Source organism: Daejeonella sp. (genome assembly GCF_030695525.1).
Lineage (GTDB): Bacteria > Bacteroidota > Bacteroidia > Sphingobacteriales > Sphingobacteriaceae > Daejeonella.
The window spans coordinates 50,036-74,605 of the sequence record NZ_JAUYSS010000054.1 but is presented as its reverse complement, the minus strand read 5'-3'; the positions used below and the strand labels follow the sequence as shown (position 1 = coordinate 74,605).

Sequence of the window (24,570 nt, the reverse complement as noted above, 5' to 3'; positions counted from 1 at the left end):
GGTTCTGCAGTAACCTTACCGGTAACAGGCGGAACAGCAGCAACAGTTATTACCGCAGCGAACACTTCATGGAACGGTTCAAACTCTACAAACAAATTCAATATTTCTTACCTGATCGGTGCTGGTGGCGCATACGCAGGTAAAGCAACAGGATTAAATGTGGTACCGGTAGTTTATACCGTAACACAACAGTAATTTTATGTTTGTTGTTTTTGAAAAAAGGCTCTTCGGAGCCTTTTTTTGGTTTCTGGTATTATTGAAATCAGTTCTTTCTTTTACACAGAGATAGCTGGATATTGACTTTATTAAATTATTTTTGACAGATACCCTTCTATTTAATATCTGACATATGCGAATAAGTTTTCATGGTGCTGCAAGGAATGTAACCGGGAGTAAGCATTTAATTTCCCTGGATAATGGAGTAAAAATTTTACTTGATTGTGGAATGTTTCAGGGGATGGGTGATGAAACTGATCAACTGAATGAGCATTTTGGATTCAACCCTGCAGATGTAAATCATCTCATTTTGAGCCATGCTCATATTGATCATAGTGGGTTGATACCCAGATTAATAGCTCATGGATTTAAGGGTGAGGTGTTCTGTACTGCAGCAACCATGGATCTGGCAAGAATTTTATTGATGGATTCTGCCAGAATTCAGCAACAGGACTCAGATTACAGTAATAAGCATAGGAAACGCAAAGGTTGGCCTTTGCTCAAACCCTTGTATACAGAAGAGGATGCGATGTATGCATTGCGTCAGTTTAAGATTATAAAATACAACACAGAGCATCAGATAAATGATGATATCAGTGTTCTGTTAACAGATGCGGGTCATATCATCGGCAGTGCTGCAGTACATCTTTCAATTAGGGAAAATGGTAAGACAAGCCGTTTAACTTTTAGTGGTGACGTAGGTCGATACGGTGATCTGATTCTCAAGTCGCCTGAGACCTTCCCGCAATCGGATTATATCCTTTTAGAATCAACTTATGGCGATAGTTTGCATGAGGATGCTGAACCTGCAGAAAACTTACTCAAAGAGATCATTTATCAGACCTGTATTTTAAGAGGAGGTAAGGTTATTATTCCGGCCTTCAGCGTTGGCCGTACTCAGGAATTACTTTATTCATTGAATCATCTTGAAGAGCGGGGAATTCTGCCTGATGTTAAATACTATGTTGATAGTCCTTTATCCATAAAGGCTACAAATGTGGTTAAAAGCCATCCTGAAAATTTCAATAAACACGTTCAGGATGTGATGCTTCATGACGATGATCCTTTTAGTTTTAAAAATCTAAGCTTTATTCAGGATACAAAAGCTTCTATAGGTTTAAATACTGATCCGGAACCCTGTGTAATTATTTCTGCATCAGGAATGGCGGAAGCGGGAAGGGTTAAACATCACATAAAAAATAATATTACTGATGAAAAGAATACTATCCTTATGGTAGGTTATTGTGAACCAAATTCATTGGGTGGAAGATTAGCTGCGGGATATACTACAGTAACTATTTTCGGTGAAGAGTTTCCTGTAAGGGCTGAAATACGGTCTGTTCGTTCCATGAGTGCTCATGGTGATTATAAAGATTTGTTGCAGTTCATCGCCTGCCAGGATCCTTTAAAGGTAAAAAAGATATTTTTAGTACATGGTGAATATGAAGTTCAACATAATTTTGTAGAAAAGATCCTGGCCAAAGGATTTAAGAATGTAGAGATCCCTGCTAGGCACCAGGAATTTATTCTGGATTAAAACGGGTCATATTGCCTATTTTCAATTAATTTTAGATTAGTGCTATGAAATACCTTTTACTGAGTTTATTTACCTTTTCAGCCTTTTTAGGCTATTCGCAAACTTTACTAATCAGGCAGGATCAGCAGATAAAAAAAATGGTGGATGAAGTATCTGCGCAGAATATTGAACTGATAGTCAGAAAACTGGTGACTTTTGAAACCAGGCACAGTCTGAGTGATACAGTAAGTTGCACAAGTGGCATTGGAGCTGCCCGTAATTGGATCAAATCAGAGCTGGAACGGTATTCAAAAGCTTCAGGGGGTCGATTAAAAGTCGAATTCGATACATTCACCCAGCCTGCTGACGGTCGGAGAATTGTCAAGCCTACAGTCATGAAAAACGTGTTGGGAATTCTTCCGGGCACTGATCCTGCAGATGACCGGGTTTTTATTGTTTCGGGCCATTATGATTCAAGGGCATCTGATGTAAATGATTCTATGATATTCGCTCCGGGTGCAAATGATGATGCTTCAGGAACTGCTGCTGCTATGGAATTGGCACGGGTGATGAGTCGTTATAAATTTAACTGCACCTTAATCTTTGTTGCCATGGTTGCAGAAGAGCAGGGCCTTTATGGGGCAGCGAATCTTGCGAAAAGAGCAAAAGCTGAAAAGTGGAACCTCGCAGGAATGATTACCAATGATATTGTTGGTAATACTTATGGGATGGAAACAGGTATTAAGGATAATAGTAATGTGCGAATCTTCAGCGAGGGAGTATCAGTTGCAGAAAGCCCCGAGGAGGCTGCCCGTAGAGCCAGTACTGGATCTGAAAATGATGGACATGCACGGCAATTTGCCCGCTACATGAAAGAAGTTGGAGAAAGGTACGTGGATCAGTTGAACGTGAAGCTGATTTATCGCCGCGACAGATATCTTAGAGGAGGGGATCATACCCCATTTTCGCAGCAGGGCTTCGCCGGTATCAGAATAACTGAAATGAACGAGGATTTTGACCGTCAGCATCAGAATGTAAGGAAAGAAAATGGAGTGGATTATGGAGACCTGCCTGATTTTGTAGATTATACTTACACGCAAAAAGTAACAAGAATGAATCTTGCCACCCTTGCAAATCTTGCACTGGCTCCCCGTGAGCCTTTAAATGTGGGTATTGTAACCAGCGGCCTTACCAATAAAACGGTACTTAAATGGGAGAATCCCGTTGGAGAGAAACCTGCTGGATATTATGTGGTTATGAGGGAGACTACTAGCCCGGTTTGGGAAAGGAAATTCTTTTTTACAGGAAACACAGCCAGCCTAAATTACTCAAAAGACAATTATTATTTCGGAGTCCAATCGGTAGATGCTGATGGGCATGAAAGTCAGGTGGTAATTCCGAAGTCGGTTCGATAATTACCTGATAATACGTTTGATAATTACAAAATAGCCAATGATGAATGTTATGGCTGCTACAATAAGGCTCACATAAATTTCCTGGCTCAGCAGGTCGAACTCCATTTGTCCATTTTGATTATTCAGAACCTGTTTCATCATACTTTGCAATGCCAGCATCGGATGTGTATAAGGAATTGTGAATGCGTATTTCCAGCCCAGGTTCGCAGTGATTATTCCGAAAACAGTGAGCATGAATCCTATGCCCATAGGCTTCAAGAAATCGGCCCAAAGCAGGCTAAATAAAAACTGAATAGATAAGATTCCCAGGGAGGCCAGGAAAAGTTTAAGGTGTAATTTGAACAGGATACCTGAAATATCAAATTGATTGAACTTCAATTCAGGATTCAGGACATTCAATAAATACCCTGATGCAATAATAAAGCTGGCAAACAATGTTATACAAAGTGCATTCAAAAAGACCACATAGACGTATTTCGCTGAATAAATGCTCCATTTGTGTATAGGAAGAGAAAACAGGCTTTTCCACATTTCAGCCCGGTGTTCAATATTATTGATAGAAAAGGTTTGGAAAATGATCAGGATTGGCAGAATGAGACTTCCCATCACCCCTAAAAATGCTCCGCTGAATCTGAACCACTGCATTTTGGCAGAGAGAAACATTATTTTATCAGCATGAGTATAAAAACCGGCTGTAATCAGTATACATAGAATCAGAGGTAGTAATATTGCTGAAAGAAAAGCAAGCGTTTTTCTTGTTTTATAGAATTCAGATCGAATTGAAAGTAAGAATCCCTGCATTTTATATTTGAGTAATTGACAGGAATAAATTTTCCAGATTTTGTTTACTCAGGGTCAAGTTGTAAACTTTATGATCATGCTTAACAAGCAATCTATTAATCTCTGCACTGTGATTTTCTGATAGGTATGGTATGAGGATTGTATCTGATAAAATTTCAACCTGATAACCATTTTTGCATAAAAGTTCTTTCGAACTGATCAGATCATTGGTTTGAATCTCAAGCTGTTTCATACTTACGTTATGCAATTCTTGTATTGTTCCCTGAAAAAGTAATTTTCCACTGTTTATAATTCCAACATGGGTAACCATTTTTTCGACCTCCGAAAGAAGATGACTGGAAATGAAAACGGTTTTCCCCCGTTCTTCTACCAGTTTTCGGATAAGTTGTCTGATTTCAATTATTCCATTTGGATCAAGTCCGTTAGTTGGTTCATCCAGAATAAGCAATTTTGGATCATGCAGAAGAGCCAGGGCGATTCCAAGCCGCTGTTTCATGCCCAGGGAATACTTGCCGGCTTTTTTATCTGCATGTTCTGTCAGATTTACCAGATTAAGCATTTCATGAACTCTTGCAGCAGGCACACTCAGAAGCAAGGCCCTGTTCAGTAAATTTTCCTTCCCGGAAAGATGAGAATATATTGCAGGTTGTTCGATCAATGAACCGATTCCTGTAAGTATTTCTATTCGATTATTATTTAAATCTTTCCCAAAAAGAAATACTTTTTCTTCTCTGGCCTGTAAAAGGTTAAGCAGCACCTTAATGGTTGTAGTCTTCCCGGCTCCGTTAGGTCCTAGAAATCCATAGATACTCCCCTCTCTGACATTAAGTGAGACCTGATCAAGAACCAACTGATTACCAAATCGATAAGACAGGTTTCTGGTTTCAATAATCAGTTTTGACCCCATTTATTTTTTGAGGACAGTACTGACAAGGTTTTTTAGTGATGGTACCTGAAATTTTAATCCTGCGCTCTGTTTTTCGAGAGGTATTTCATTATTAAGATTTGTAACCAGTAATCCAATAAGCAGGAATAATGGAACAAGTAACATTATGAATGGGGATACGCAATTGGTTAACTTTTTCATATTTTCCTTTTTTGATAGAACAAATAAATAATTAAATAAACTCCTGCTAAAATCTATTAGACCAAGGGGCTATTTTTACAGACCAACGGTACAATTTGTACATCCTGTCATTAATAGGTTGTATTTGCTTGTTGGCAGATTGATTTGACCTGTTGGTCGAAACCGATTAATTAAAGTCGGTGGAAAAGTTATTTTAGACTATGAATAAATCTTTGCAGGTTCTTACTCATATCATCGTTTGGATCGCATTATTATTGCTATTTATGTTTATGGCTAGTAATGGTAAGATTGTGCAAAAGACTGTAGTAGTTTTTGTCTACTTCGGAATAATAAATATCACGATCTTTTATATTAATTACCTGTTCATTCTTCCCACCTTCCTGAACCGAAAAAAATATTTGTGGTGTGCGATTGTCCTGCTTTTTCTGGTAATCATTTCGTCTTTTGTTAAATGTGGTTTAGCCTATTATTTCTATGATATAATAATTAAACGTGATTCGGGAAAGCATATCATGGCATTCTGGGATTATTTTATGAGCGCCGCATTTGTAAGCTGTCTCTTTATCTTCCTTAGCGCTGTTTTAAAATTCGTTACCGATTGGTTTTTAAATGAAAAAATTAAGAGTAATCTGGAGAATGAAAGGCTGATTTCGGAGCTTGCATTTCTAAAATCTCAGATCAATCCCCACTTTTTATTTAATTCACTAAATAATATCTATTCACTGGCATATCAGAAATCAGAGAAAACTCCAGAGGCTATATTAAAACTCTCCGAGATTATGAGGTATATGCTCTATGAAAGCAATGAAGATAAAGTGGCACTTGCAGATGAGATACGATATCTTGAAAATTATATTGAACTTCAAAAGTTAAGATTTAAAGATAATAGTTTCATAAATTTTGTGATAAAGGGAGAGGTGCAGGCTCAAAAGATCACGCCACTAGTACTTATTTCCTTTGTTGAAAATGCTTTTAAACATGGTGTAGCTACGGATAAGGAAGTCCCGATAAGTATACTTTTAGACATAGAGCCCGGCAAGTTATACTTTCGGACAATTAACAAAAAGAGCAATCAGAACAAGGATGAAACAGGTGGTATAGGATTGCAAAATGTTCGCAGGAGGCTCGACTTATTGTACAAAGACAAATACGAGCTGCATATTGAAGACAAGAATGATATTTATAATTGCGAATTATATCTAAATTTATAGAATGATACGTTGTTTGGTAGTTGATGATGAGCCTCTGGCTTTGGATATTCTTGAGGATTATATCAGAAAAGTTCCATTTTTAACTTTGGTAAAAACCACAACAAGTGCTATCGAAGGATTATCCTTGGTTCAAAGTGGGGCCATTGATCTTGTTTTTTTGGATGTTCAAATGCCCGAGCTGACAGGAATTCAGTTTTTAAAAATAATAAATGGCAAATGCGATGTGATACTTACCACCGCATATTCACAATATGCTCTTGATGGGTATGAACTGGATGTAGTAGATTATCTTCTAAAACCTATTGCTTTCGATCGTTTCTATAAGGCAGCTCAAAAGGTTCTTCAGATTAAAGGAAACAATCACACGGTTGTCCCTGAATCGGCTGCTATACAACAAAATAGCCATGACTTTATTTTTGTAAAAACTGAACATAAGATTCAGAAAATATACCTTAATGATATACTTTACATCGAGGGTCTGAAAGATTATATCTCTATTTTTACCGGTACAGAAAGGATAATAACCCTGCAGAATATGAAGAAAATGGAGGAGTCTTTACCTGCTAAATCATTTATCAGGGTTCATAAGTCCTATATCATTTCATTAGATAAGATAGAAAGTATAGAGCGAAGCAGAATTCAGATTGGCGACAAAATTATTCCGATAGGTGATACCTACAAGGATTATTTTTTTAAACAGATTGAAAATAAGAATATAGGATAGAACTGGTATTCTCTTTTCAGAGCGCCTTACTTATCGTCTCTTCTGCATAACTCATAATTTCTTCCATTGACTTGCCTTGAGGTTCAAGGGGTTCCAGAACCTCCCAGCTCAATTTTTCTCCAAAACTTAAAGGGAAAGCTCCGAATTGTACCAGTTTCCAGGAGTTTCTAATTACAAGGGGTACAATTAGCGCATTTGGAGCCTTTTTCAAAATTGTAGCAACACCACCAATTGCGAATGGCTTTAATTTTCCATCCTTTGAGCGGGTTCCTTCTGGAAAAATAACTGTAGACCAATTATTTGCTTTCATTCTTTCTGCCAGTTTAATAATTTCTGCAACGGCTTGCTTACTATCTTTTCTGTCAATATTCGCACCACCTCCATATTTTAAATTAAATGAAACACTGGGTATTCCCTTTGTTAATTCAATCTTTGATATAAATTTAGCGTGATACTTCCTAAGGAACCAGATCAGGGGTGGAATATCATACAAACTCTGGTGATTTGATATAAAAATGATCGGACGATGCTCAGGTAATTTATAGGGGTTTTTGAAACTTATTGAACTTCCCAGCAGATAATAGGTGCTCACCAGGCATAAATTTAGCAGGTCGACTGATTTTTTGTGAGCCTTCTGCCCACCCAAATTAAAACATAACCATTGTATCGGATGAAAAAGGCAGACAAAAAATCCAAAAAATATATAGTGGATTGGTGAAAATATATAGCCCAAAAATTTATTCATACACTTATATAAAGTAAAAAATCATCAATTAAATCAGTTCATTCGTTAAAAGCAAAATTTTAACTTTTAAAATTGCTGCAACACTTAGTGAATCTGTAATTTCAGCACTCAGAACCATTTGATATGCTGTTTCAAATGGTAATTTACGAACAATCAATTCTTCGCTTTCTTCCGGACTTGATTCCCCAAAGCTGAGTTGTCTGGCCAGATAAATGATAGCCAGTTCATCGCTGACTGAATTGGAGAGGTGAATTCTTTGGATCTCAGTCCATGCTTCTGCCTTAATTCCGGTTTCTTCTAATAACTCCCTTTGAGCACTTATCAAGGGCTCAGAACCTAGTAAGCCCCCCCCCTCGGGGATTTCCCAGCTGTATTGTTTCAAAGGGAAGCGATACTGTCCAACCAGCCAGGTATTATTTTTTTCATCCAGTGGAATAATGCCAATAGCAAGATTTTTAAAGTGGATTTCCCCATAAATGCCTTTTCCCCCACCCGGGTTAATCACCTGATGTTCAGTCAGACGTATCCAGGGATTCTCATATATCTGTTCACTTGACAGGGTTTTCCATGGGTTTGAGTTCTGATTTTTCATTAGTACAATATTAAAGAAAAAAGCCTTCTTTCTGTAAAGAGAGAAGGCTTTAAAGCATTAATATTATGTATTAAGCCAGATTAAAAGCTTTTTTAATCTGATCGATATAATCCAGTTTTTCCCAGGTAAAGAGCTCAACTTCTAAAGTTTTGCTATCACCATTGTTTCCTGAGAATGTTTTGCTTACCACCTCATTTTGACGTCCCATATGACCGTAAGCTGCCGTTTCAGAATAGATTGGATTACGAAGCTTTAGGCGGGTTTCGATTCCGTATGGAGTCATGTCAAAGATGGCAGAAATCTTCTGCGCAATTTCACCGTCATTAAGTCTCACGTTAGAAGTTCCATATGTATCAACAAAAATTCCCATTGGGTCTTTAACACCAATCGCATATGATACCTGAACCAGAATTTCATTACAAACTCCCGCAGCAACCAGGTTTTTAGCAATATGACGGGTTGCATATGCGGCTGAACGATCCACTTTTGAAGGATCTTTACCTGAGAATGCTCCACCACCATGAGCGCCTTTACCGCCATAGGTATCAACTATAATTTTACGACCTGTTAATCCGGTGTCTCCATGAGGACCACCTATCACGAATTTTCCTGTAGGATTGATGTGATATTTAATTGCATCAGTAAAAAGCGCCTGAAGCTCTGGCTTGAGCTGTGCTTTTATCCTTGGAATCAAGATAGAGATAATATCTTCCTGAATCTTTTTCTGCATTTTTACCTCTGTATCGAAGTCGTCATGTTGAGTAGAAACCACGATTGCATCAATGCGAATTGGTCTGTGATCATCGCTGTATTCAATTGTAACCTGCGATTTCGCATCCGGGCGAAGATATTTAATAGCTGAGTTCTCTCTGCGAAGTGCAGCAAGTTCTGTTAATATTTTGTGTGCAAGATCTAAGGCAAGGGGCATATAGTTGTCAGTTTCGCCTGTAGCATACCCAAACATCATTCCTTGATCGCCAGCACCCTGATCTTGTTTTTTTACTCTGTCTACCCCCTGATTAATATCAGCGGATTGCTCATGAATTGCAGAGATAACGCCACAGGAATCAGCCTCGAACATATATTCAGATTTGGTATAGCCAATTTTTCGAACCACTTCACGTGCAATTCTTTGTACATCAAGGTAAGTTTGTGACTTAACCTCTCCTGCTAAAACAACCAAACCGGTCGTAACCAGGGTTTCACAGGCGACTTTTGAATCAGGATCCCATGCTAAGAAGTTGTCTATTAATGCATCTGAGATCTGGTCAGCCACTTTATCCGGGTGGCCTTCTGATACTGATTCTGAGGTAAATAAATAAGGCATAGAGTTATAATTAATATTTATAAATAAGAGATTTTGCTGCAATGCAGAAATAAGAGGCGAATGTTTTGATTGATGTAAAAATCAGCAGAATGTTTTAGCACTTTTTTTTACGTGGTTGCAATCAACGCAAATCGATCCACTTTTTTGCAAGGCAAAAGTATGATAATTATTATGTTCTAAAAAATTTAAGAGTATTTTTGATTTAAAATTTAAATTTAGTTGAAAAGAAGAATTTTATTCGTTATCAATCCAATTTCAGGTGGAAAATCCAAATATAATTTCCCCGAAAAACTTGATAAATATCTGGATAAGAGCAAATTTGACTATGAGTGTGTCTTTACGGAATATCATGGTCATGGATCTCTTCTGGCAGCTGAAGCGATCAAAAATGGTTTTGATATTTTGGTTGCAGTGGGTGGAGATGGTACCATTAATGAGGTAGCAACTGAAGTTGAGGGTACTGAGAGGTTAATGGGAATTATACCCTATGGATCAGGGAATGGGCTGGCCAGATCCTTGGGGATTCCTGTTGGAGATGTAAAAGCTATTAAAAGAATAAATAGGGTTCATGTTAGTAGAATCGATACAGGCACTTTTAACGGCAGGAAATTCTTTAATATGGCTGGTATTGGATTTGATGCACAGATCAGTTTACGATTTGCTGAAAATGTTAAGCGCGGTCTCAGTAGCTACGTTAAAATTGCTTTCACAGAAGTTTCCAATTATAGTTCACAGCATTATATGCTGAGTATAGATGGAAAAGAATACGAGCATCAGGCATTTATGATTAGCGTTGCTAACTCGTCACAGTATGGTAATAACGCACATATTTCTCCCTTCGCCTCCCTGAATGATGGTATGCTGGATATTTGTATCCTTAAACCATTCCCACTTTATAAGTTTCCGGCCTTGGTGCTTAGAATGTTCAGAAAGAATACTCATAAATCAAAATATCTGGAGATTATTCAGGGTAGTAATATCATCATCAAAAGAGATCGTGATGCCGCAGTTCATCTGGATGGGGATCCCTATTCTATGGGAAGAACACTGAGTATTGGAGTTAATCCTCAATCTTTATATATCCTTAATTAAATTATGTCAAAAAAAAATAAAGGTCTTCAGGGGGTAGTATATTCTACTGATCCTGATTTTGGTTTTATTTCTAATGATTCTGAAATCCCGGATACACCCGAGCCCCGCTTGCAGGATTTGAGAGTACAACTCGATAGGAAGCACCGTGGCGGGAAAGCGGTAACTCTGGTTACCGGCTTTATAGGAAATCAGGTGGATCTCGAGTTACTTGGTAAAATGCTTAAGCAGAAATGCGGGGTTGGTGGATCAGCAAAAGATGGTGAAATTATTATTCAGGGAGATTTTCGTGATAAAGTATTGGCTATACTTCTTGCTGAGGGGTATAAAGCTAAAAAATCTGGTGGCTGATCAGTGTCTTTATACTTTAAGCTAAAGTGATTCATTTCTTAGTATTAGTACAAATAGGTGATTTTGAAATCGTTTTATTGCAATGATAAATTTTTTACCAGGCACACTTGTAAAAACTTTGTTATAAAAGAAATGGATACAGAAGTTGTAATACCGAACCGCAGCTTACTTCTGCATTTCAGAGCAATGATTATCGCTGCCTTAAATAGCGATTCAAATTATTTTAATAGATGAACATCTGGTTTTTGTTTTGGCTTTCCCTTATCCTGCCCGGGTGTGGCTTCTGAAATTTTAAATCCGCGTACTACATTGAATGATAAAGAAGTTAATGATCAGAAGATCTGTCACAGGCATTTGTATCAAATTTTAAACAATCTAATAACTATGCTGATAATGAGGTGATTAGTTACAATCATATCATATTTTTAAATCTTTATCCTTTAAAATCATTCAGCAAATTTGCAATTACAATAAAAAATAGTTTTCATTGTAAAATGATAATCGGAATTTTATGATAATCATCTTTTAGAACGGCACGTTTCTTGCCACATTCTAGGGAAGGCATTGACAGGATTGAAAAAATAGGATTAATAAATTCACAAAAAATTTTTTATTAACTCGAAAATTATATTTTTGTTATCCCAAAGTGATTGGGAGACAAGTAAATGATATTTTAAAATTGATAGAAAAATAACATTAACATATTAAAACCAAACAAAAAATCAATTAACTTATATTATCTAATCAACAACTAAAACTAAATTTTAAAAAAAATGGCGAACGCACCAAAACCAACAACAGCTAAGAAAGAGAGTAGCTCTGGTTCAAACATTTTTGCAAGTCTGTCTATTGTAATGTGCCTAGTTGTAGGTGCTCTATTGTGGAAATTCGTAATGGGGGATCCTTCAAACTTTGAAGGTGGTGATCCGGAAAACGGGCATCCACTTCCTGGTAATTACTTTGGAATGGTTTATAAAGGAGGATATGTCGTTCCGGTTTTAATGGGACTTTTACTTATGACATTTGTCTTTGCTATTGAGCGCTATATAGTTATCGGTAAAGCTACCGGTAAAGGCAGTGTTGACGCTTTTGTGAAAAAGATTCAAGGGTTCATTGGTGCAGGTAATATTGATTCCGCAATCGCTGAGTGTGATAAACAAGCAGGTTCTGTCGCAAATGTGATTAAATCCGGACTGAAAAAGTACAAAGAGATGGAAACTGAGACAAGAATGGACACTGAACAAAAGTGCCTTGCTATTCAGAAAGACATTGAAGAAGCAACAGCGTTGGAAATGCCAATGTTAGAGCAAAACTTAACTGTAATTGCAACTTTAGTTTCAATTGGTACATTAACAGGATTATTAGGAACAGTAACTGGTATGATCAAGGCCTTCGCGGCATTGTCAACTGCTGGTTCTCCGGATCAGGCAGCCCTTGCAAATGGTATTTCTGAGGCTCTTATCAATACGGCTACTGGTATTGCTACTTCAACCGTTGCAATTATTTTTTACAACGTATTTACTTCTAAAATTGATAAATTGACATATGCTATCGACGAGGCAGGCTTCTCAATCGTTCAGACATATGCAAGTACTCATAAATAATAGATATCGAAAATTTATTCCGGGTTTTATGGAAAACCCGGAATATTTTCATCTCTATTTAAATAGTTAATAATTAAAAAATAAGCAATGCCTAGAATTAAAGTTGCCAGAAAGAGTACAGCTATCGACATGACAGCAATGTGTGATGTGGCGTTTTTGTTGCTTACCTTCTTTATCCTTACAGCCACAGCCCGTCAGCCTGAACCACTTCCTGTTGATACCCCTGCTTCGACAGTTAAATTTAAACTGCCTGATTTGGATATAGCAACACTGACTATTGGTCAGAAAGGTAAAGTATTCTTCGGAGTGCCAGGACAACCTATAAGAAGACGGACTCTTGAATTAATGGGCGAAAAGTACCAAATTCAATTTAGCGAAGAGGAAAAGGCCCGATTTTCAGTTATGGAGAGTTTTGGGGTTCCGATTGGTAATCTGAAGCAGATCATCATGATGAAGGGGGATGACCGGCTTAAACCCGGCTTACAGCCCGGAGTTCCTCTTGATTCAGTAGGGCAGCGCCCATCTGAATTGCACGATTGGATACTTTCAGCCCGTTATGCAACCAAAGAGCTTAACAATGTTGATATGCGAGTCAGTATTAAAGGAGATTCAAAGGAAGAATATCCTTCGATTGAAAAATTATTAGGAATCCTTCAGGATCAGAATATTAACAAATTTAGTCTGATCACCTCATTGAGGACAGGCGACGAATAATCGTATCATAAATTTAAAACACGATGGCAGAATTAGACACCTCCGGCGGGGGTAAGAATAAAGGCGGGAAAGTTAGAAGTAAGAAGCAATCAACACGTGTGGATTTAACCGCAATGGTGGATTTGGCTTTCCTTTTAATTACTTTCTTTATGCTTACCACTACACTGGCTAAACCTCAGGCAATGGATTTAGCCATGCCTGATAAGGAAAAACAAGATCAGCAGGAATTAACAGTCGCTGATAACAGAACAATGACTATCCTTCTTGGCGCGGATAACCGTCTGGAATGGTATATGGGTCTTGTTGATAATCCCCTGACTCCTCCCCAGGTTGACAATTTTGGAAGGAATGGAATAAGAAAAGCATTGATTGAGAATTCTAAAAAGGTTATAGCAGCTACAGGTGATCCAAGTAAAGGATTGATCGTGTTAATTAAGCCCAGTGCTCAATCAAATTATAGAAATTTTGTAGATATCCTCGATGAAATGAAGGTTTCAAACATCGAAAGGTATGCAATCGTTGATATCTCCGAGCCTGATATCCAATTGTTAAAGCGTGATGGTATCTACAAATAATAATTTTAAACAAATATTAACCCTTTAAAGAATTAAATTATGTTAGGGTCTAAAATAGATTTATTCAACCCGCAATGGCTGGATGTGATTTTTGCCGGGAGAAATAAGAGCTATGGGGCTTATGAGTTAAGGAGAGAAAATTCCAAGACCACAAGCCGTGCAGTTATTATTGGTGCTCTTATGTTCTCACTTTTGGTAACCACTCCCTTAATTGTAAGGTATATTTCCGGAATCATGCCAGAAGAAGAGAAGGTCAAAATTACTGAGGTAGTATTGGCACCTCCACCTCCGATTAACAAAGAAGAGTTGCCTCCACCTCCACCGGAGCCACCTAAACCTAAAATTGATCAGGTCAAATTCCCTCCTCCGGTAGTTGTTCCTGCAGAGCAGGTTCGGGATGAGGAGCCACCAACAGTTGAGGAACTTAAGGTTGCTGATCCGGGTCAAAAGAAAATTGAAGGTGATCCAAATGCAGATATCGTAATTGATGAGCCTGTAGGTGAAGCACCTAAAGAGGTTGCAGTTATTGAGGATAACAGTATCAGGGATTTTGCAAGTGTTGAAGTACTTCCTGAATTTCAGGGTGGTATGGCTGGATGGGGTAAGTATCTTCAGAAGAATCTGAAATATCCTCCAATGGCACGTGAAAACAATATTACAGGCCGTGTAATTATGAGCTTTGTAGTTGAGAAAAACGGTCAGTTAACTGATATAAAAGTTTTGAGAGGTATTGGTGGCGGATGTGATGAGGAAGCTGTCAGGGTATTGAAAAATGCACCGGCATGGAAACCAGGTATTCAAAATGGTCGTCCGGTTCGTGTTGCATACACTATGCCTATCTTCTTCCAGTTGGCTGGACAATAATTGTCTATGTCTTTCTCTAAAGAAGAAAATAAAATACAGAAATCGCCCGCAAAGCGATTTCTGTTTATTTTAGGGCTTGGGATGTTTGCCGTTTACTTTGCACTGGGGGTTGCGATTATCTTTTGGAAGGATTTCCCAATCAATCTCGACTTCGGCTACAGACTAGCTTTTGCATTGCTCCTGATCATATATTCTTTTTTCAGGTTTGTGCGTTTACTTCGATCTTAATTATAGTATGGGAAATATCAGGTGGGTGTTTTTAGCAGGTTTTCTGTTCGTTCTTTTTTCATGTCAGAATAATTCCGGTTCCGTTAAGGAATCATATACAAGTGGTTTCGAGCAAATTTTGGTTGATGAATCCTTTGCTCCAATCATTGAAGATCAGGCATATTTGTTTGAAAGCACCTATGCAAATGCTAAGCTTGATTTGGTAAGGAAATCTGAAAATGAATTATTAAATTTGTTTTTAAGCGATAGTATTCAGGTGGCTATTCTATCCCGGCTTTTAACTCCCCAGGAGACAAAGCATTTTGAGGCAAAGAAAATTAAGATTCGTATAAATCGCTTTGCAATAGACGGTATAGCACTGATTACGAAGAATCCTACAAAGGATTCTAATGTTCTTGTAAAAGATATAATTAAAGTTTTGAAAGGTTCCGCTTCTGCCATTCACAGTTTGGTGTTTGATAATGCAAATTCGAGTACAGTAAGATACTTTAAAGAACTTGCCGGCGTTAAAGATCTTCCTGCAGAAGGTGTTTATGCGCTCAAATCCAACTCTGAAGTTATCAGGTATGTTCATGAGAACCCGGGTGCTATTGGAGTTGTTGGTGTAAACTGGATGGTACAACCTCCTGTTGAGCTTGAAGCGATTGTGGCAGAGTTGAAAATATTGGGAGTAAAGAATATTGAAGGACAAGCAGGATCAGATGCCTTCTATAAACCTACTCAAAATGACATTGCGTTGGGATTATATCCATTGACGAGGTCCTTATATGTTATTAACTGTGAAGGTGGTGCAGGTTTAGGCACAGGTTTTGCATCATTCATTGCAGGTGAACGTGGACAGAGGATTGTACTTAAATCCGGACTTTTGCCGGATAGTATTCCTTCACGGGAGATTAATATTGTAAACTAAATTAAAAATTGTAACATGATGAACAAGGCAGTAAAAATAACCTTGGGGTTGATATTAGTTGGTTCAGCAGTTTTTGCTCAGAGTTTAGCTGATGCCCGTAAGGCAATTGATGCGGAACAGTACCAGAAAGGAAAGGCTATTTTAAATACCTTAACAAGTACGCAACCTACAAATGCTGAGAACTTTTTCTTTTTAGGGAATCTGTATTTAACAACCAGCCCTATTTATGTCCGACCTGATTATATTGATTCAGCGAAAGCAGCATTTAGTAAAGGGATTGCAGCTGATGAAAAATATGCATTAAATTATGTCGGTTTAGGCGCGGTGGATCTTGCAAAAAATGGCAATCCAAAAGCAAATTTTGATAAGGCGATTGAGCAAACTAAAAGAAAAGATCATGAAACCGATTTGTATATCGGAAGGGCATATGTTCATGCTCCTAAGCCGATGATTGCAGAAGGTTTGGTTCATCTTGAGAAAGCAAAATTGCTCAATGATAAAGATGCGCAGCTATACCTCGTATTGGGCGATGCATACCGTGAACAACAAAAGAATGGTGAGGCATTTAGTGCATACAGAAGCGCATTTGAAATGGATAAGACCTTTTTAAGATCGAAAGTTGAATTAGGCAAAATTAACAAATTGTCTAAAGCATATCCTGAGGCAATTGAAGAATTTAATAGTGTGATTGCTCTGGATGCAAATTATGGACCAGCTTATCGTGAATTAGCAGAAACCTATTTTGGATGGGCATGGGCTTCCCAAAAAGAGTATGCTGGTCGTATTCAACAGGCATTACAGTATTATGAAAAGTATATGGACTTGACGGATCGTTCATTAGATTCACGTTTACGCCATGCCGACTTTTTATTCCTGGCAAAAGATTTCAAGGCACTTGAAGCTGAAGCGATTGAAATGGCAAAGCTTGATAAAGTAAATCCCAGAGTGTTAAGATATCTGGCTTATTCTGCCTTTGAAAATGAAAATTTTGCCTCAAGTGCACAGGCCCTTAAAGAGTTTATTTCTAAGGTTGAACCAAGCCGTTTAATATCACAGGATTATCTTTATTTGGGAAGAGCTCAGATGAAAGATTCTACGATGCTTGATGAAGGTATGGTAAATATAACCAAGGCTGTGCAAATGGATTCTACTAATGCAGCAGTAATGAGTGAAATTGGTTTAGAATTGTTCAAGGCAAAAAGATATGAAGATGCCGCGAAAGCATATGAGATATCTATTTTGAATCCGGAAAGAGCACTTCTTGATTATTACTACTTAGGCTCATCGTATTACTTTCATTATGGGGCATTGAAAAATGCTAATTTGTCTCCTGAAAAAGATCTTTTAGTAAAAGCAGATACAGCCTTCAGCTTCCTGGTTCAGCGTTCTCCAACTACACAGATTGGTTGGCAGTACAGAGGTCGCATCAATCGGCTATTGGACGATGAAAACGATAGCCAGGGTCTGGCGGTGCCATTCTATGAAAAATACATAGATCTGGTTACAGTTGAGAAGCCGGAACTTGCTTCAAAGAGTACTCCCGGACTGATTGAGGCATACAATTATCTTGGATCAGTTGCAGCGAGAAAGGATGGAGACAATGTAAAGGCTAAAGAATACTTCGATAAGGTTCTTTCTTTGGATCCGGCAAATGTCACAGCAACGCAGGCAGTTAAAGCAATAGACGGAAGTAAGTAAAAAATTCAATACTATTTAAAGAGAAGTCCCTGAACCTTGTTTAGGGACTTCTTTTTTTTTATATTTGCCCAGCAAAAAACAACAATGGAAGCACAAAGTACGGCTGTAAATTATCTCCCTATAATATTTCAAATGCTTGTTGCCCTTGGCTTTGTGGCACTGACAATGACCATTACTCATTTGGCAGGACCTAAGCGAAAAACATTAGATAAGTTGGTTGCATTTGAATCCGGAATAAAGTCTGTTGGAAATGCGCGCCAACCCTTTTCTATAAAGTATTTTTTAGTGGCTATACTTTTTGTTCTATTTGACATAGAGGTAATTTTTATGTACCCCTGGGCGGTTAATTTCCGCGATTTTGGAGTCAATGGTCTTCTTGAAATGTTTGTATTTATGGGCACGCTCTTACTAGGATTTATTTATATAGTGAAGAAAAAGGCCCTCGATTGGGAATAATGTTTAGACTGATTCTAAATAATGGTTTAAACAATTGAAAACATTAAATTTCTTAAATTTGGGCTCAATTCAGACTTGTCTGAATTGGGCTTTTTCTTTTGAAGAATTATGACTGAAGTAAAGTTAGTAGAAGCACCTCCGGGACTTGAAGGTTCTGGTTTTTTTGCTACATCCATGGATAAAGTAGTTGGCTTGGCAAGATCACATTCATTGTGGCCATTGCCTTTTGCAACCTCTTGCTGCGGTATAGAATTTATGGCTACGATGGGATCACACTATGATTTTGCCCGATTTGGATCAGAAAGGCCTAGTTTTTCACCCCGTCAGGCAGATCTTTTGATGGTCATGGGTACCATTGCTAAAAAAATGGGTCCTGTATTGAAGCAGGTTTATCTTCAGATGGCAGAACCACGCTGGGTAATTGCAGTAGGTGCCTGTGCCAGTAGCGGTGGAATATTTGATACTTATTCTGTGATGCAGGGTATTGATGAAATTATCCCGGTTGACGTTTATGTTCCGGGTTGCCCACCAAGGCCAGAGGCCATAATTGATGGGTTTAATAAAATACAGGAACTGGTAAAGAATGAGTCACTTCGCAGAAGAGATTCGCCAGAGTACAAAGAATTATTAGAAAGATACGGAATCCAGTAATGGGCAAACTTAATAATCAGCAAGTCATACAAAGTATAACCTCAGCGTTTGGAGACAGAATTTCTGTCCCCACAGAACCTTATGGTTTTTTAACATTTGAAACTACTGCTGAAAATATCAGTGAAGTGCTTCGTTTCCTTAAAGAGGATAAGGAGCTAAAATTTAATTATTTGACCGACATTACAGGAATACATTTTCCTGAAATGGAGCTTTCAATTGGTGTAATTTATCATTTGCATAGCCTTTCAAATAATGTTCGGGTCAGGATTAAGGTTTTTATTGATGGAAATGCACCGCACATCCCAACTGCTACCAACCTTTGGGAAGGAGCTAATTGGATGGAGCGTGAAACCTATGATTTTTTCGGAATCATTTTCGATGGACATCCGAATCTGGTAAGAATTTTAAATGTTGATGACATGACGGTTTTCCCGATGCGAAGAGAGCATCCACTGGAAGACCCGAATCGTGTAGATAAAAAGGATTATTTCTTCGGAAGATGACGAATCACCCTATATTCACAGATCAGGACCCACAGAAGGAAACGTTTACATTAAATCTTGGTCCAACCCATCCGGCAACGCATGGTGTTTTTCAGAATATTCTGGAGATGGATGGAGAACGAATAATAAGTGGCGTTTCAACCATTGGCTATATACACCGTGCATTTGAAAAAATTGCTGAACACCGACCCTTTTATCAAATCACTCCGCTTACTGACCGTTTAAATTATTGCTCATCTCCAATCAATAACATGGGATGGCATATGACGGTAGAGAAATTGCTTGGAATTGAAACCCCCAAAAGAGTGGATTACCTGAGAGTGATTGTTATGGAGCTTGCCCGTATTTCGGATCATTTAATATGTAATGGAATATTAGGGGTTGATACCGGAGCCTTTACTGGCTTCCTCTACCTGATGGAGGAAAGAGAGCATATTTACGAAATTTACGAAGAGATTTGCGGTGCACGATTGACTACTAACATTGGCCGTATCGGCGGATTTGAGCGGGATTTTAATGATATCGCCTTTGCCAAAATAAAAAAGTTCCTGGTGAAATTTCCACCTATTCTGAAAGAGTTTGAAACCTTATTTAACCGAAACAGAATCTTTATCGAGCGTACCTCAGGTGTTGCTGCTGTTGATCCGGAAACTGCATTGAATTATAGCTGGAGTGGTCCGATTTTACGGGCAACAGGTGTTGATTATGATGTGAGGGTAAATGAGCCATATTCATCTTATCAGGATTTTGAGTTTGAGATACCGGTTGGTACAAGCGGCGATGTTTACGATCGTTACATTGTACGAAATGAAGAAATATGGCAGAGTTTAAGGATTATTGAACAGGCGCTGCAAAAGATTGAAAAGGAACCCAAAGGTATTTTTCATGCAGATGTCCCTGAATTTTATCTGCCACCTAAAGAAGAAGTTTATAATAGTATGGAAGCCCTTATCTACCATTTTAAAATAGTGATGGGAGAAATTGATACTCCAAAAACTGAAGTTTATCATGCAGTTGAAGGGGGTAATGGTGAACTGGGTTTCTATCTGGTTAATGACGGAGGACGTTCTCCTTACCGTCTGCACTTCAGAAGGCCAAGTTTCATTAACTACCAGATGTACGCTCCAATGAGTGCTGGAATGTTTTTATCCGATGCCATTATTAATATGAGTAGCTTGAATGTAATTGCAGGAGAATTAGATGCTTAGTGTAACTGAACATAAGGAAATTGAATTTTCATCAGAACTGCTTATAAAGTTTGATGAGATTGTAACCCGTTATCCTCAGGGAAAACAAAAGTCGGCCTTATTGCCTGTACTACATTTGGTTCAGGCTGAATACGGTTGGATTAGCCCGGAGGCAATGGATAAAGTAGCAGCTTATCTTCAGATAAAACCAATTGAGGTTTATGAAGTTGCAACATTCTATACGATGTTTTTTCTACGTCCACAGGGAAAATATGTTTTGGAAGTATGTCGTACCGGACCATGTTGTTTGGTAGGTGCCGAAAAGATTATGACCCATATTGAAAATACTCTTGGAGTTAAAGAGGGTGAAGTGACAGCCGATGGAATGTTCAGCTGGAGAGGAGTAGAATGTTTGGCGGCCTGTGGTATGGCACCGGTTCTACAGATTGGCCCTGAATACACTTTTTATGAGCATTTAACAGAAGAGAGTGTTGATAAATTGATTGAAACATTAAAGAATAAGATATGAGAAACGAGATGTGAGAAATGAGATATAAGACTGAGTGTTTTCTAACAGCCCGGTCTCCCATCTCATTTCTCACATCTCTCATCTTGATTTAACATGGCGCGCAAGTTATTACTAGAGAATATTAATGTACCAGGAATTCATACTTTCGATGTATATCGTCAGAATGGAGGATACCGTTCGGTAGAAAAGGCTATAAAGTCTATGACTCCTGATGCCATAGTGGAAGAAGTGAAAACTTCAGGACTACGCGGACGTGGCGGTGCCGGATTCCCTACAGGTATGAAGTGGAGTTTTTTGGCTAAACCGGAAGGTCGTGAGCGCTATCTGGTTTGTAATGCTGATGAATCTGAACCTGGAACGTTTAAAGACCGTTATCTGATGACTCACATTCCTCATCTTCTTATCGAAGGAATGATTGTTTCCAGTTTCGCTTTAGGGGCAAAAACATCCTATATCTATGTGCGCGGCGAAATGATGCCTCAAATCAGAATTTTGGAGCGTGCAATTGCTGAAGCAAAAAATGCCGGTTTTCTTGGAAAAAATATATTGGGTTCTGGTTATGACCTTGAATTATATGTTCAGCCTGGTGGTGGTGCATACATTTGTGGTGAAGAAACCGCTCTTATAGAATCATTGGAAGGCAAGCGTGGTAACCCACGTATCAAGCCTCCTTTTCCTGCAATCTCAGGAGTTTGGGCTTGTCCTACTGTGGTTAATAATGTGGAAACCATAGCAGCTGTTGTACCTATTATAAATGATGGCGGAGACGAGTATGCTAAGGTCGGTAATGGCAGAAGTACTGGAACAAAACTGATTTCTGCTTCCGGAAACCTCAAAAAGCCTGGTGTTTATGAAATTGAATTAGGTCTGCCTGTTGAAGAGTTTATTTATTCCGATGAATATTGTGGAGGGATAGCAAATGGTAAAAGATTGAAAGCTGTAGTGGCCGGAGGTTCTTCTGTTCCAATTCTGCCAGCTAATCTGATCCTGAATACCATCAATGGTCAGCCCCGTTTGATGAGCTACGAATCTCTTTCTGATGGAGGCTTTCAAAGTGGGTCAATGTTGGGTTCAGGTGGTTTTATTGCTTTTGATGAAGACCAGTGTATTGTTAGAAATACCTGGAATTTCTCCCGTTTCTATCATCATGAAAGTTGCGGACAGTGTTCACCCTGCCGTGAAGGAACAGGCTGGATGGAAAAAGTTCTTCACCGTTTGGAATATGGCCATGGAAAAATGAGTGACATTGATCTTTTGGTGGATGTCTCTAAGAAAATCGAAGGAAATACAATTTGTCCACTGGGAGATGCTGCTGCATGGCCTGTCGCCAGTGCTATTCGCCATTTCCGTGATGAATTTGAATGGCATGTAACAAACCCTAAGGAAGCAATGGAACGGAATTATGGTCTGGCAAAATATGCCGATCCCTTGCCAAAATTAGAAGAAGTGGTAAGTGAAAATTAAAAAGTCAAAAATTTGGACGGAAAGCCCTTTGATACTAAGCACAGGTTTTGAATTTTAAACAATGAGCGATAAAGTTAAAGTTACAATAGATGGGATTACGGTTGAAGTAGAGCCTGGTACAAGTATTCTCAATGCTGCGCGTCAGATTGGAGGAGATATTGTACCACCTGCTATGTGCTATTATTCTAAACTGGAAGGTAGCGGCGGAAAATGCCGCACCTGTCTGGTAAAAGTAAATAAGGGCTCTGAGAAGGATCCACGCCCGATGCCAAAATTGGTGGCTTCATGCCGTACCGGGGTAATGGATGGAATGGAGGTGCAGAACATTACTTCCCCGGAAGTGATTGAAGCAAGAAAGGGAGTAGTTGAGATATTGTTGATTAACCACCCTCTGGATTGCCCGATTTGTGATCAGGCTGGTGAATGTCATTTACAGGATCTTTCCTATGAACATGGTGTAGGTGATACCAGATATGAATTTGAACGCCGTACTTTTGATAAAATAGATATTGGGGATAAGATTCAGTTACATATGACCCGTTGTATTTTATGCTACAGATGTGTTTATGTTGCAAATCAGATTACTGATAACCGTGTGCATGGCATTTTGGGTCGGGGCGATGCTTCAGAAATCTCTACCTACATTGAAAAAGCAATTGATAATGATTTTTCAGGTAATGTTATTGATGTTTGCCCGGTTGGAGCTTTAACCGATAAAACCTTCCGTTTCAAGAACCGGGTTTGGTTTACTAAGCCTGTAGACGCTCATCGCGATTGCCCAACATGTAAAGGAAAGGTCACCCTCTGGTATAAGGGAGATGAAGTTTTAAGGGTTACAGGCCGTAAAGATCAATTTGGTGAGGTAGAGGATTTTATTTGTAATACTTGCCGCTTCGAGACTAAAAATACTAACAGTTGGATCATTGAAGGTCCGCGTCATATTGCGCAAACCTCAGTTATATCCGCTAATCATTATGAATTTGCTCCATTACCTGTTATTAAAGAGAATCAGGTATTGATTGAAGCAAATAAAGTTGAATTTGAACGAGCAACCAAGATCTGATGGAACTAGCATTTATAATTGAAAAATTCGCTTTAATTCTCGTAATATTTGTGATCAGTCTTACTGTTGCAGCTTATTCAACACTGGCAGAAAGAAAAATCGCAGGCTTTCTTCAGGACAGGGTCGGACCGAACAGAGCCGGACCCGGAGGAATGTTCCAGCCGCTTGCTGATGGACTGAAGATGTTTTTTAAGGAAGAAATTATTCCAACGGAATCAAGTAAAGCGCTTTTTATTCTTGGGCCATCCCTTGCATTATTTACATCGTTTTTAGGTAGTGCGGTCATTCCCTGGGGTCAGGATATCGAAATAGCCGGACGACAGGTCAGTTTGCAGATCACTGATATCAATGTAGGAGTCCTCTATATTTTTGGGGTGGTTTCACTGGGTGTGTATGGAATTATGATTGGTGGTTGGGCTTCGAATAATAAGTTCTCGCTCATGGGGGCCGTAAGAGCAGCTTCCCAAAGTATCAGCTACGAGATCCCATTGGGCTTATCCATCATTGCTTTGCTTATGCTTACCAATACCTTGAGTATGAAGGAAATAGCTGAGCAGCAACATGGCATAAACTGGAATATTTTTTACCAGCCTCTTGGATTTCTTATTTTCCTTATTTGTTCTTTTGCAGAGACTAATCGCACCCCTTTCGATTTACCTGAATGTGAGACTGAACTTGTAGGAGGTTACCATACCGAATATTCCGGTTTTAAAATGGGAGCTTACATGTTCGCTGAATATTTGAATATGTTTTTGGCTTCGGCGGTAATGTCCACACTATATTTTGGAGCATACAATTATCCCGGAATGGATTGGGTAAATGAAATGACCGGAGCTGTGATTGGACCACTGATCGGAATGGCTGTCCTTATGCTGAAGATATTTGCATTTATCTTCCTGTTTATGTGGGTGAGGTGGACTATCCCGCGTTTCAGATATGATCAGTTAATGAATCTTGGCTGGAAAATTTTAATTCCATTGGCAATAGCCAACATAGTAATTACAGGTATTGTAATTACTATTATTGACAAACTTTAACCAGTCTGAAATC

28 protein-coding genes are annotated in these 24,570 nt (G+C 38.6%); 22 read left to right on the top strand and 6 right to left on the bottom strand.

Annotation, left to right across the window (positions count from 1 at the left end):
* The 3 genes from Q8S11_RS12915 to Q8S11_RS12905 form a co-directional block, all read left to right on the top strand.
* On the top strand, window positions 1-195 hold a 195-nt coding region (locus Q8S11_RS12915; RefSeq protein ID WP_305662528.1), incomplete at its 5' end, for a hypothetical protein.
* Between the two features lie 154 nt (window positions 196-349).
* Window positions 350-1,753 carry an MBL fold metallo-hydrolase RNA specificity domain-containing protein gene (locus Q8S11_RS12910; protein ID WP_305662527.1) on the top strand — a complete coding sequence of 468 codons (1,404 nt, stop codon included), beginning with the start codon at window positions 350-352 and terminating at the stop codon, window positions 1,751-1,753.
* Between the two features lie 44 nt (window positions 1,754-1,797).
* Window positions 1,798-3,147, top strand: coding sequence for a M20/M25/M40 family metallo-hydrolase (locus Q8S11_RS12905; RefSeq protein WP_305662526.1), 1,350 nt, complete (start codon window positions 1,798-1,800; stop codon window positions 3,145-3,147).
* Here the strand turns inward: Q8S11_RS12905 and Q8S11_RS12900 are convergent, their stop codons facing one another.
* From Q8S11_RS12900 to Q8S11_RS12890, 3 genes are read right to left on the bottom strand one after another with little or no spacing between them, the layout of a single operon-like run.
* Window positions 3,148-3,948, bottom strand: a complete 801-nt coding sequence (locus tag Q8S11_RS12900) for an ABC transporter permease (RefSeq protein WP_305662525.1) — start codon at window positions 3,946-3,948, stop codon at window positions 3,148-3,150.
* A gap of 1 nt (window position 3,949) precedes the next feature.
* Window positions 3,950-4,855 carry an ABC transporter ATP-binding protein gene (locus tag Q8S11_RS12895; RefSeq protein ID WP_305662524.1) on the bottom strand — a complete coding sequence of 302 codons (906 nt, stop codon included), beginning with the start codon at window positions 4,853-4,855 and terminating at the stop codon, window positions 3,950-3,952.
* On the bottom strand, window positions 4,856-5,035 hold the full coding sequence (locus tag Q8S11_RS12890; RefSeq protein ID WP_305662523.1) for a hypothetical protein: 180 nt from the start codon (window positions 5,033-5,035) through the stop codon (window positions 4,856-4,858). It abuts the gene before it with no gap.
* Between the two features lie 200 nt (window positions 5,036-5,235).
* On the opposite strand from Q8S11_RS12890, the gene Q8S11_RS12885 reads away from it, so the two are divergent.
* Both Q8S11_RS12885 and Q8S11_RS12880 read left to right on the top strand, forming a co-directional pair.
* A complete protein-coding gene (locus Q8S11_RS12885) occupies window positions 5,236-6,246 on the top strand; it encodes a sensor histidine kinase (protein ID WP_305662522.1) in 1,011 nt (336 codons plus the stop codon).
* A 1-nt stretch (window position 6,247) separates the two neighbouring features.
* Window positions 6,248-6,970 carry a LytTR family DNA-binding domain-containing protein gene (locus Q8S11_RS12880; protein ID WP_305662521.1) on the top strand — a complete coding sequence of 241 codons (723 nt, stop codon included), beginning with the start codon at window positions 6,248-6,250 and terminating at the stop codon, window positions 6,968-6,970.
* A 16-nt stretch (window positions 6,971-6,986) separates the two neighbouring features.
* On the opposite strand, the gene Q8S11_RS12875 is transcribed toward Q8S11_RS12880, so the two are convergent.
* From Q8S11_RS12875 to metK, 3 genes are all read right to left on the bottom strand, one after another.
* Window positions 6,987-7,715, bottom strand: a complete 729-nt coding sequence (locus tag Q8S11_RS12875) for a 1-acyl-sn-glycerol-3-phosphate acyltransferase (RefSeq protein WP_305662520.1) — start codon at window positions 7,713-7,715, stop codon at window positions 6,987-6,989.
* Window positions 7,716-7,743: 28 nt separating this feature from the next.
* Window positions 7,744-8,307: an NUDIX hydrolase gene (locus Q8S11_RS12870; protein ID WP_305662519.1), complete on the bottom strand. Its 564-nt coding sequence runs from the start codon at window positions 8,305-8,307 to the stop codon at window positions 7,744-7,746.
* A 70-nt stretch (window positions 8,308-8,377) separates the two neighbouring features.
* Window positions 8,378-9,634: a methionine adenosyltransferase gene (gene metK / locus Q8S11_RS12865; RefSeq protein WP_305662518.1), complete on the bottom strand. Its 1,257-nt coding sequence runs from the start codon at window positions 9,632-9,634 to the stop codon at window positions 8,378-8,380.
* Between the two features lie 219 nt (window positions 9,635-9,853).
* Here metK and Q8S11_RS12860 point away from each other — a divergent pair, with 219 nt between their 5' ends.
* From Q8S11_RS12860 to nuoH, 17 genes are all read left to right on the top strand, one after another.
* Window positions 9,854-10,726 carry a diacylglycerol kinase family protein gene (locus Q8S11_RS12860; RefSeq protein ID WP_305662517.1) on the top strand — a complete coding sequence of 291 codons (873 nt, stop codon included), beginning with the start codon at window positions 9,854-9,856 and terminating at the stop codon, window positions 10,724-10,726.
* A 3-nt stretch (window positions 10,727-10,729) separates the two neighbouring features.
* A complete protein-coding gene (locus Q8S11_RS12855) occupies window positions 10,730-11,074 on the top strand; it encodes a translation initiation factor (protein ID WP_305662516.1) in 345 nt (114 codons plus the stop codon).
* A gap of 773 nt (window positions 11,075-11,847) precedes the next feature.
* Window positions 11,848-12,678, top strand: a complete 831-nt coding sequence (locus Q8S11_RS12850; RefSeq protein ID WP_305662515.1) for a MotA/TolQ/ExbB proton channel family protein — start codon at window positions 11,848-11,850, stop codon at window positions 12,676-12,678.
* A gap of 87 nt (window positions 12,679-12,765) precedes the next feature.
* On the top strand, window positions 12,766-13,392 hold the full coding sequence (locus tag Q8S11_RS12845) for a biopolymer transporter ExbD (protein ID WP_305662514.1): 627 nt from the start codon (window positions 12,766-12,768) through the stop codon (window positions 13,390-13,392).
* A 23-nt stretch (window positions 13,393-13,415) separates the two neighbouring features.
* Entirely contained in the window at window positions 13,416-13,967 is a 552-nt protein-coding gene (locus Q8S11_RS12840) for a biopolymer transporter ExbD (protein ID WP_305662513.1), read from the top strand.
* A 39-nt stretch (window positions 13,968-14,006) separates the two neighbouring features.
* Window positions 14,007-14,831 carry an energy transducer TonB gene (locus Q8S11_RS12835; protein WP_305662512.1) on the top strand — a complete coding sequence of 275 codons (825 nt, stop codon included), beginning with the start codon at window positions 14,007-14,009 and terminating at the stop codon, window positions 14,829-14,831.
* Window positions 14,832-14,837: 6 nt separating this feature from the next.
* Window positions 14,838-15,059 carry a hypothetical protein gene (locus Q8S11_RS12830; protein ID WP_305662511.1) on the top strand — a complete coding sequence of 74 codons (222 nt, stop codon included), beginning with the start codon at window positions 14,838-14,840 and terminating at the stop codon, window positions 15,057-15,059.
* A gap of 7 nt (window positions 15,060-15,066) precedes the next feature.
* The gene (locus tag Q8S11_RS12825; protein ID WP_305662510.1) at window positions 15,067-15,969 is read left to right on the top strand and encodes a PstS family phosphate ABC transporter substrate-binding protein; all 903 of its coding nucleotides are present in this window, start codon (window positions 15,067-15,069) and stop codon (window positions 15,967-15,969) included.
* 15 nt (window positions 15,970-15,984) lie between these two features.
* Window positions 15,985-17,667 (top strand): hypothetical protein, encoded by a 1,683-nt coding sequence (locus Q8S11_RS12820; protein ID WP_305662509.1) that lies wholly within the window; start codon window positions 15,985-15,987, stop codon window positions 17,665-17,667.
* Window positions 17,668-17,751: 84 nt separating this feature from the next.
* Entirely contained in the window at window positions 17,752-18,123 is a 372-nt protein-coding gene (locus Q8S11_RS12815; protein ID WP_305662508.1) for an NADH-quinone oxidoreductase subunit A, read from the top strand.
* A gap of 108 nt (window positions 18,124-18,231) precedes the next feature.
* The gene (locus Q8S11_RS12810) at window positions 18,232-18,774 is read left to right on the top strand and encodes an NADH-quinone oxidoreductase subunit B (RefSeq protein WP_305662507.1); all 543 of its coding nucleotides are present in this window, start codon (window positions 18,232-18,234) and stop codon (window positions 18,772-18,774) included.
* Complete coding sequence (locus tag Q8S11_RS12805) at window positions 18,774-19,277, top strand: NADH-quinone oxidoreductase subunit C (protein ID WP_305662506.1); 504 nt, start codon at window positions 18,774-18,776, stop codon at window positions 19,275-19,277. Before Q8S11_RS12810 ends, Q8S11_RS12805 begins: the two co-directional genes overlap by 1 nt.
* Window positions 19,274-20,485, top strand: coding sequence for an NADH-quinone oxidoreductase subunit D (locus Q8S11_RS12800; protein WP_305662505.1), 1,212 nt, complete (start codon window positions 19,274-19,276; stop codon window positions 20,483-20,485). The genes Q8S11_RS12805 and Q8S11_RS12800 overlap by 4 nt, the downstream gene beginning before the upstream one ends.
* Window positions 20,478-20,993 carry an NAD(P)H-dependent oxidoreductase subunit E gene (nuoE, locus tag Q8S11_RS12795; protein WP_305662504.1) on the top strand — a complete coding sequence of 172 codons (516 nt, stop codon included), beginning with the start codon at window positions 20,478-20,480 and terminating at the stop codon, window positions 20,991-20,993. Before Q8S11_RS12800 ends, nuoE begins: the two co-directional genes overlap by 8 nt.
* A 93-nt stretch (window positions 20,994-21,086) precedes the next feature.
* A complete protein-coding gene (gene nuoF, locus Q8S11_RS12790) occupies window positions 21,087-22,457 on the top strand; it encodes an NADH-quinone oxidoreductase subunit NuoF (protein WP_305662503.1) in 1,371 nt (456 codons plus the stop codon).
* A 61-nt stretch (window positions 22,458-22,518) separates the two neighbouring features.
* Window positions 22,519-23,520 (top strand): 2Fe-2S iron-sulfur cluster-binding protein, encoded by a 1,002-nt coding sequence (locus Q8S11_RS12785; protein ID WP_305662502.1) that lies wholly within the window; start codon window positions 22,519-22,521, stop codon window positions 23,518-23,520.
* Complete coding sequence (nuoH, locus tag Q8S11_RS12780; protein WP_305662501.1) at window positions 23,520-24,557, top strand: NADH-quinone oxidoreductase subunit NuoH; 1,038 nt, start codon at window positions 23,520-23,522, stop codon at window positions 24,555-24,557. The genes Q8S11_RS12785 and nuoH overlap by 1 nt, the downstream gene beginning before the upstream one ends.
* The last annotated feature ends 13 nt before the right edge of the window (window positions 24,558-24,570 follow it).

Coding starts and splice junctions, on each gene's coding strand:
- Q8S11_RS12835 (WP_305662512.1), top strand. CDS start 14,007: ATGTTAGGGTCTAAAATAGATTTATTCAACCCGCAATGGCTGGATGTG.
- nuoF (WP_305662503.1), top strand. CDS start 21,087: ATGGCGCGCAAGTTATTACTAGAGAATATTAATGTACCAGGAATTCAT.
- Q8S11_RS12855 (WP_305662516.1), top strand. CDS start 10,730: ATGTCAAAAAAAAATAAAGGTCTTCAGGGGGTAGTATATTCTACTGAT.
- Q8S11_RS12800 (WP_305662505.1), top strand. CDS start 19,274: ATGACGAATCACCCTATATTCACAGATCAGGACCCACAGAAGGAAACG.
- Q8S11_RS12785 (WP_305662502.1), top strand. CDS start 22,519: ATGAGCGATAAAGTTAAAGTTACAATAGATGGGATTACGGTTGAAGTA.
- nuoE (WP_305662504.1), top strand. CDS start 20,478: ATGCTTAGTGTAACTGAACATAAGGAAATTGAATTTTCATCAGAACTG.
- Q8S11_RS12815 (WP_305662508.1), top strand. CDS start 17,752: ATGGAAGCACAAAGTACGGCTGTAAATTATCTCCCTATAATATTTCAA.
- Q8S11_RS12885 (WP_305662522.1), top strand. CDS start 5,236: ATGAATAAATCTTTGCAGGTTCTTACTCATATCATCGTTTGGATCGCA.
- Q8S11_RS12825 (WP_305662510.1), top strand. CDS start 15,067: ATGGGAAATATCAGGTGGGTGTTTTTAGCAGGTTTTCTGTTCGTTCTT.
- metK (WP_305662518.1), bottom strand. CDS start 9,634: ATGCCTTATTTATTTACCTCAGAATCAGTATCAGAAGGCCACCCGGAT.
- nuoH (WP_305662501.1), top strand. CDS start 23,520: ATGGAACTAGCATTTATAATTGAAAAATTCGCTTTAATTCTCGTAATA.
- Q8S11_RS12910 (WP_305662527.1), top strand. CDS start 350: ATGCGAATAAGTTTTCATGGTGCTGCAAGGAATGTAACCGGGAGTAAG.
- Q8S11_RS12805 (WP_305662506.1), top strand. CDS start 18,774: ATGGGCAAACTTAATAATCAGCAAGTCATACAAAGTATAACCTCAGCG.
- Q8S11_RS12900 (WP_305662525.1), bottom strand. CDS start 3,948: ATGCAGGGATTCTTACTTTCAATTCGATCTGAATTCTATAAAACAAGA.
- Q8S11_RS12870 (WP_305662519.1), bottom strand. CDS start 8,307: ATGAAAAATCAGAACTCAAACCCATGGAAAACCCTGTCAAGTGAACAG.
- Q8S11_RS12875 (WP_305662520.1), bottom strand. CDS start 7,715: ATGAATAAATTTTTGGGCTATATATTTTCACCAATCCACTATATATTT.
- Q8S11_RS12810 (WP_305662507.1), top strand. CDS start 18,232: ATGACTGAAGTAAAGTTAGTAGAAGCACCTCCGGGACTTGAAGGTTCT.
- Q8S11_RS12905 (WP_305662526.1), top strand. CDS start 1,798: ATGAAATACCTTTTACTGAGTTTATTTACCTTTTCAGCCTTTTTAGGC.
- Q8S11_RS12895 (WP_305662524.1), bottom strand. CDS start 4,855: ATGGGGTCAAAACTGATTATTGAAACCAGAAACCTGTCTTATCGATTT.
- Q8S11_RS12840 (WP_305662513.1), top strand. CDS start 13,416: ATGGCAGAATTAGACACCTCCGGCGGGGGTAAGAATAAAGGCGGGAAA.
- Q8S11_RS12830 (WP_305662511.1), top strand. CDS start 14,838: ATGTCTTTCTCTAAAGAAGAAAATAAAATACAGAAATCGCCCGCAAAG.
- Q8S11_RS12890 (WP_305662523.1), bottom strand. CDS start 5,035: ATGAAAAAGTTAACCAATTGCGTATCCCCATTCATAATGTTACTTGTT.
- Q8S11_RS12845 (WP_305662514.1), top strand. CDS start 12,766: ATGCCTAGAATTAAAGTTGCCAGAAAGAGTACAGCTATCGACATGACA.
- Q8S11_RS12880 (WP_305662521.1), top strand. CDS start 6,248: ATGATACGTTGTTTGGTAGTTGATGATGAGCCTCTGGCTTTGGATATT.
- Q8S11_RS12820 (WP_305662509.1), top strand. CDS start 15,985: ATGATGAACAAGGCAGTAAAAATAACCTTGGGGTTGATATTAGTTGGT.
- Q8S11_RS12850 (WP_305662515.1), top strand. CDS start 11,848: ATGGCGAACGCACCAAAACCAACAACAGCTAAGAAAGAGAGTAGCTCT.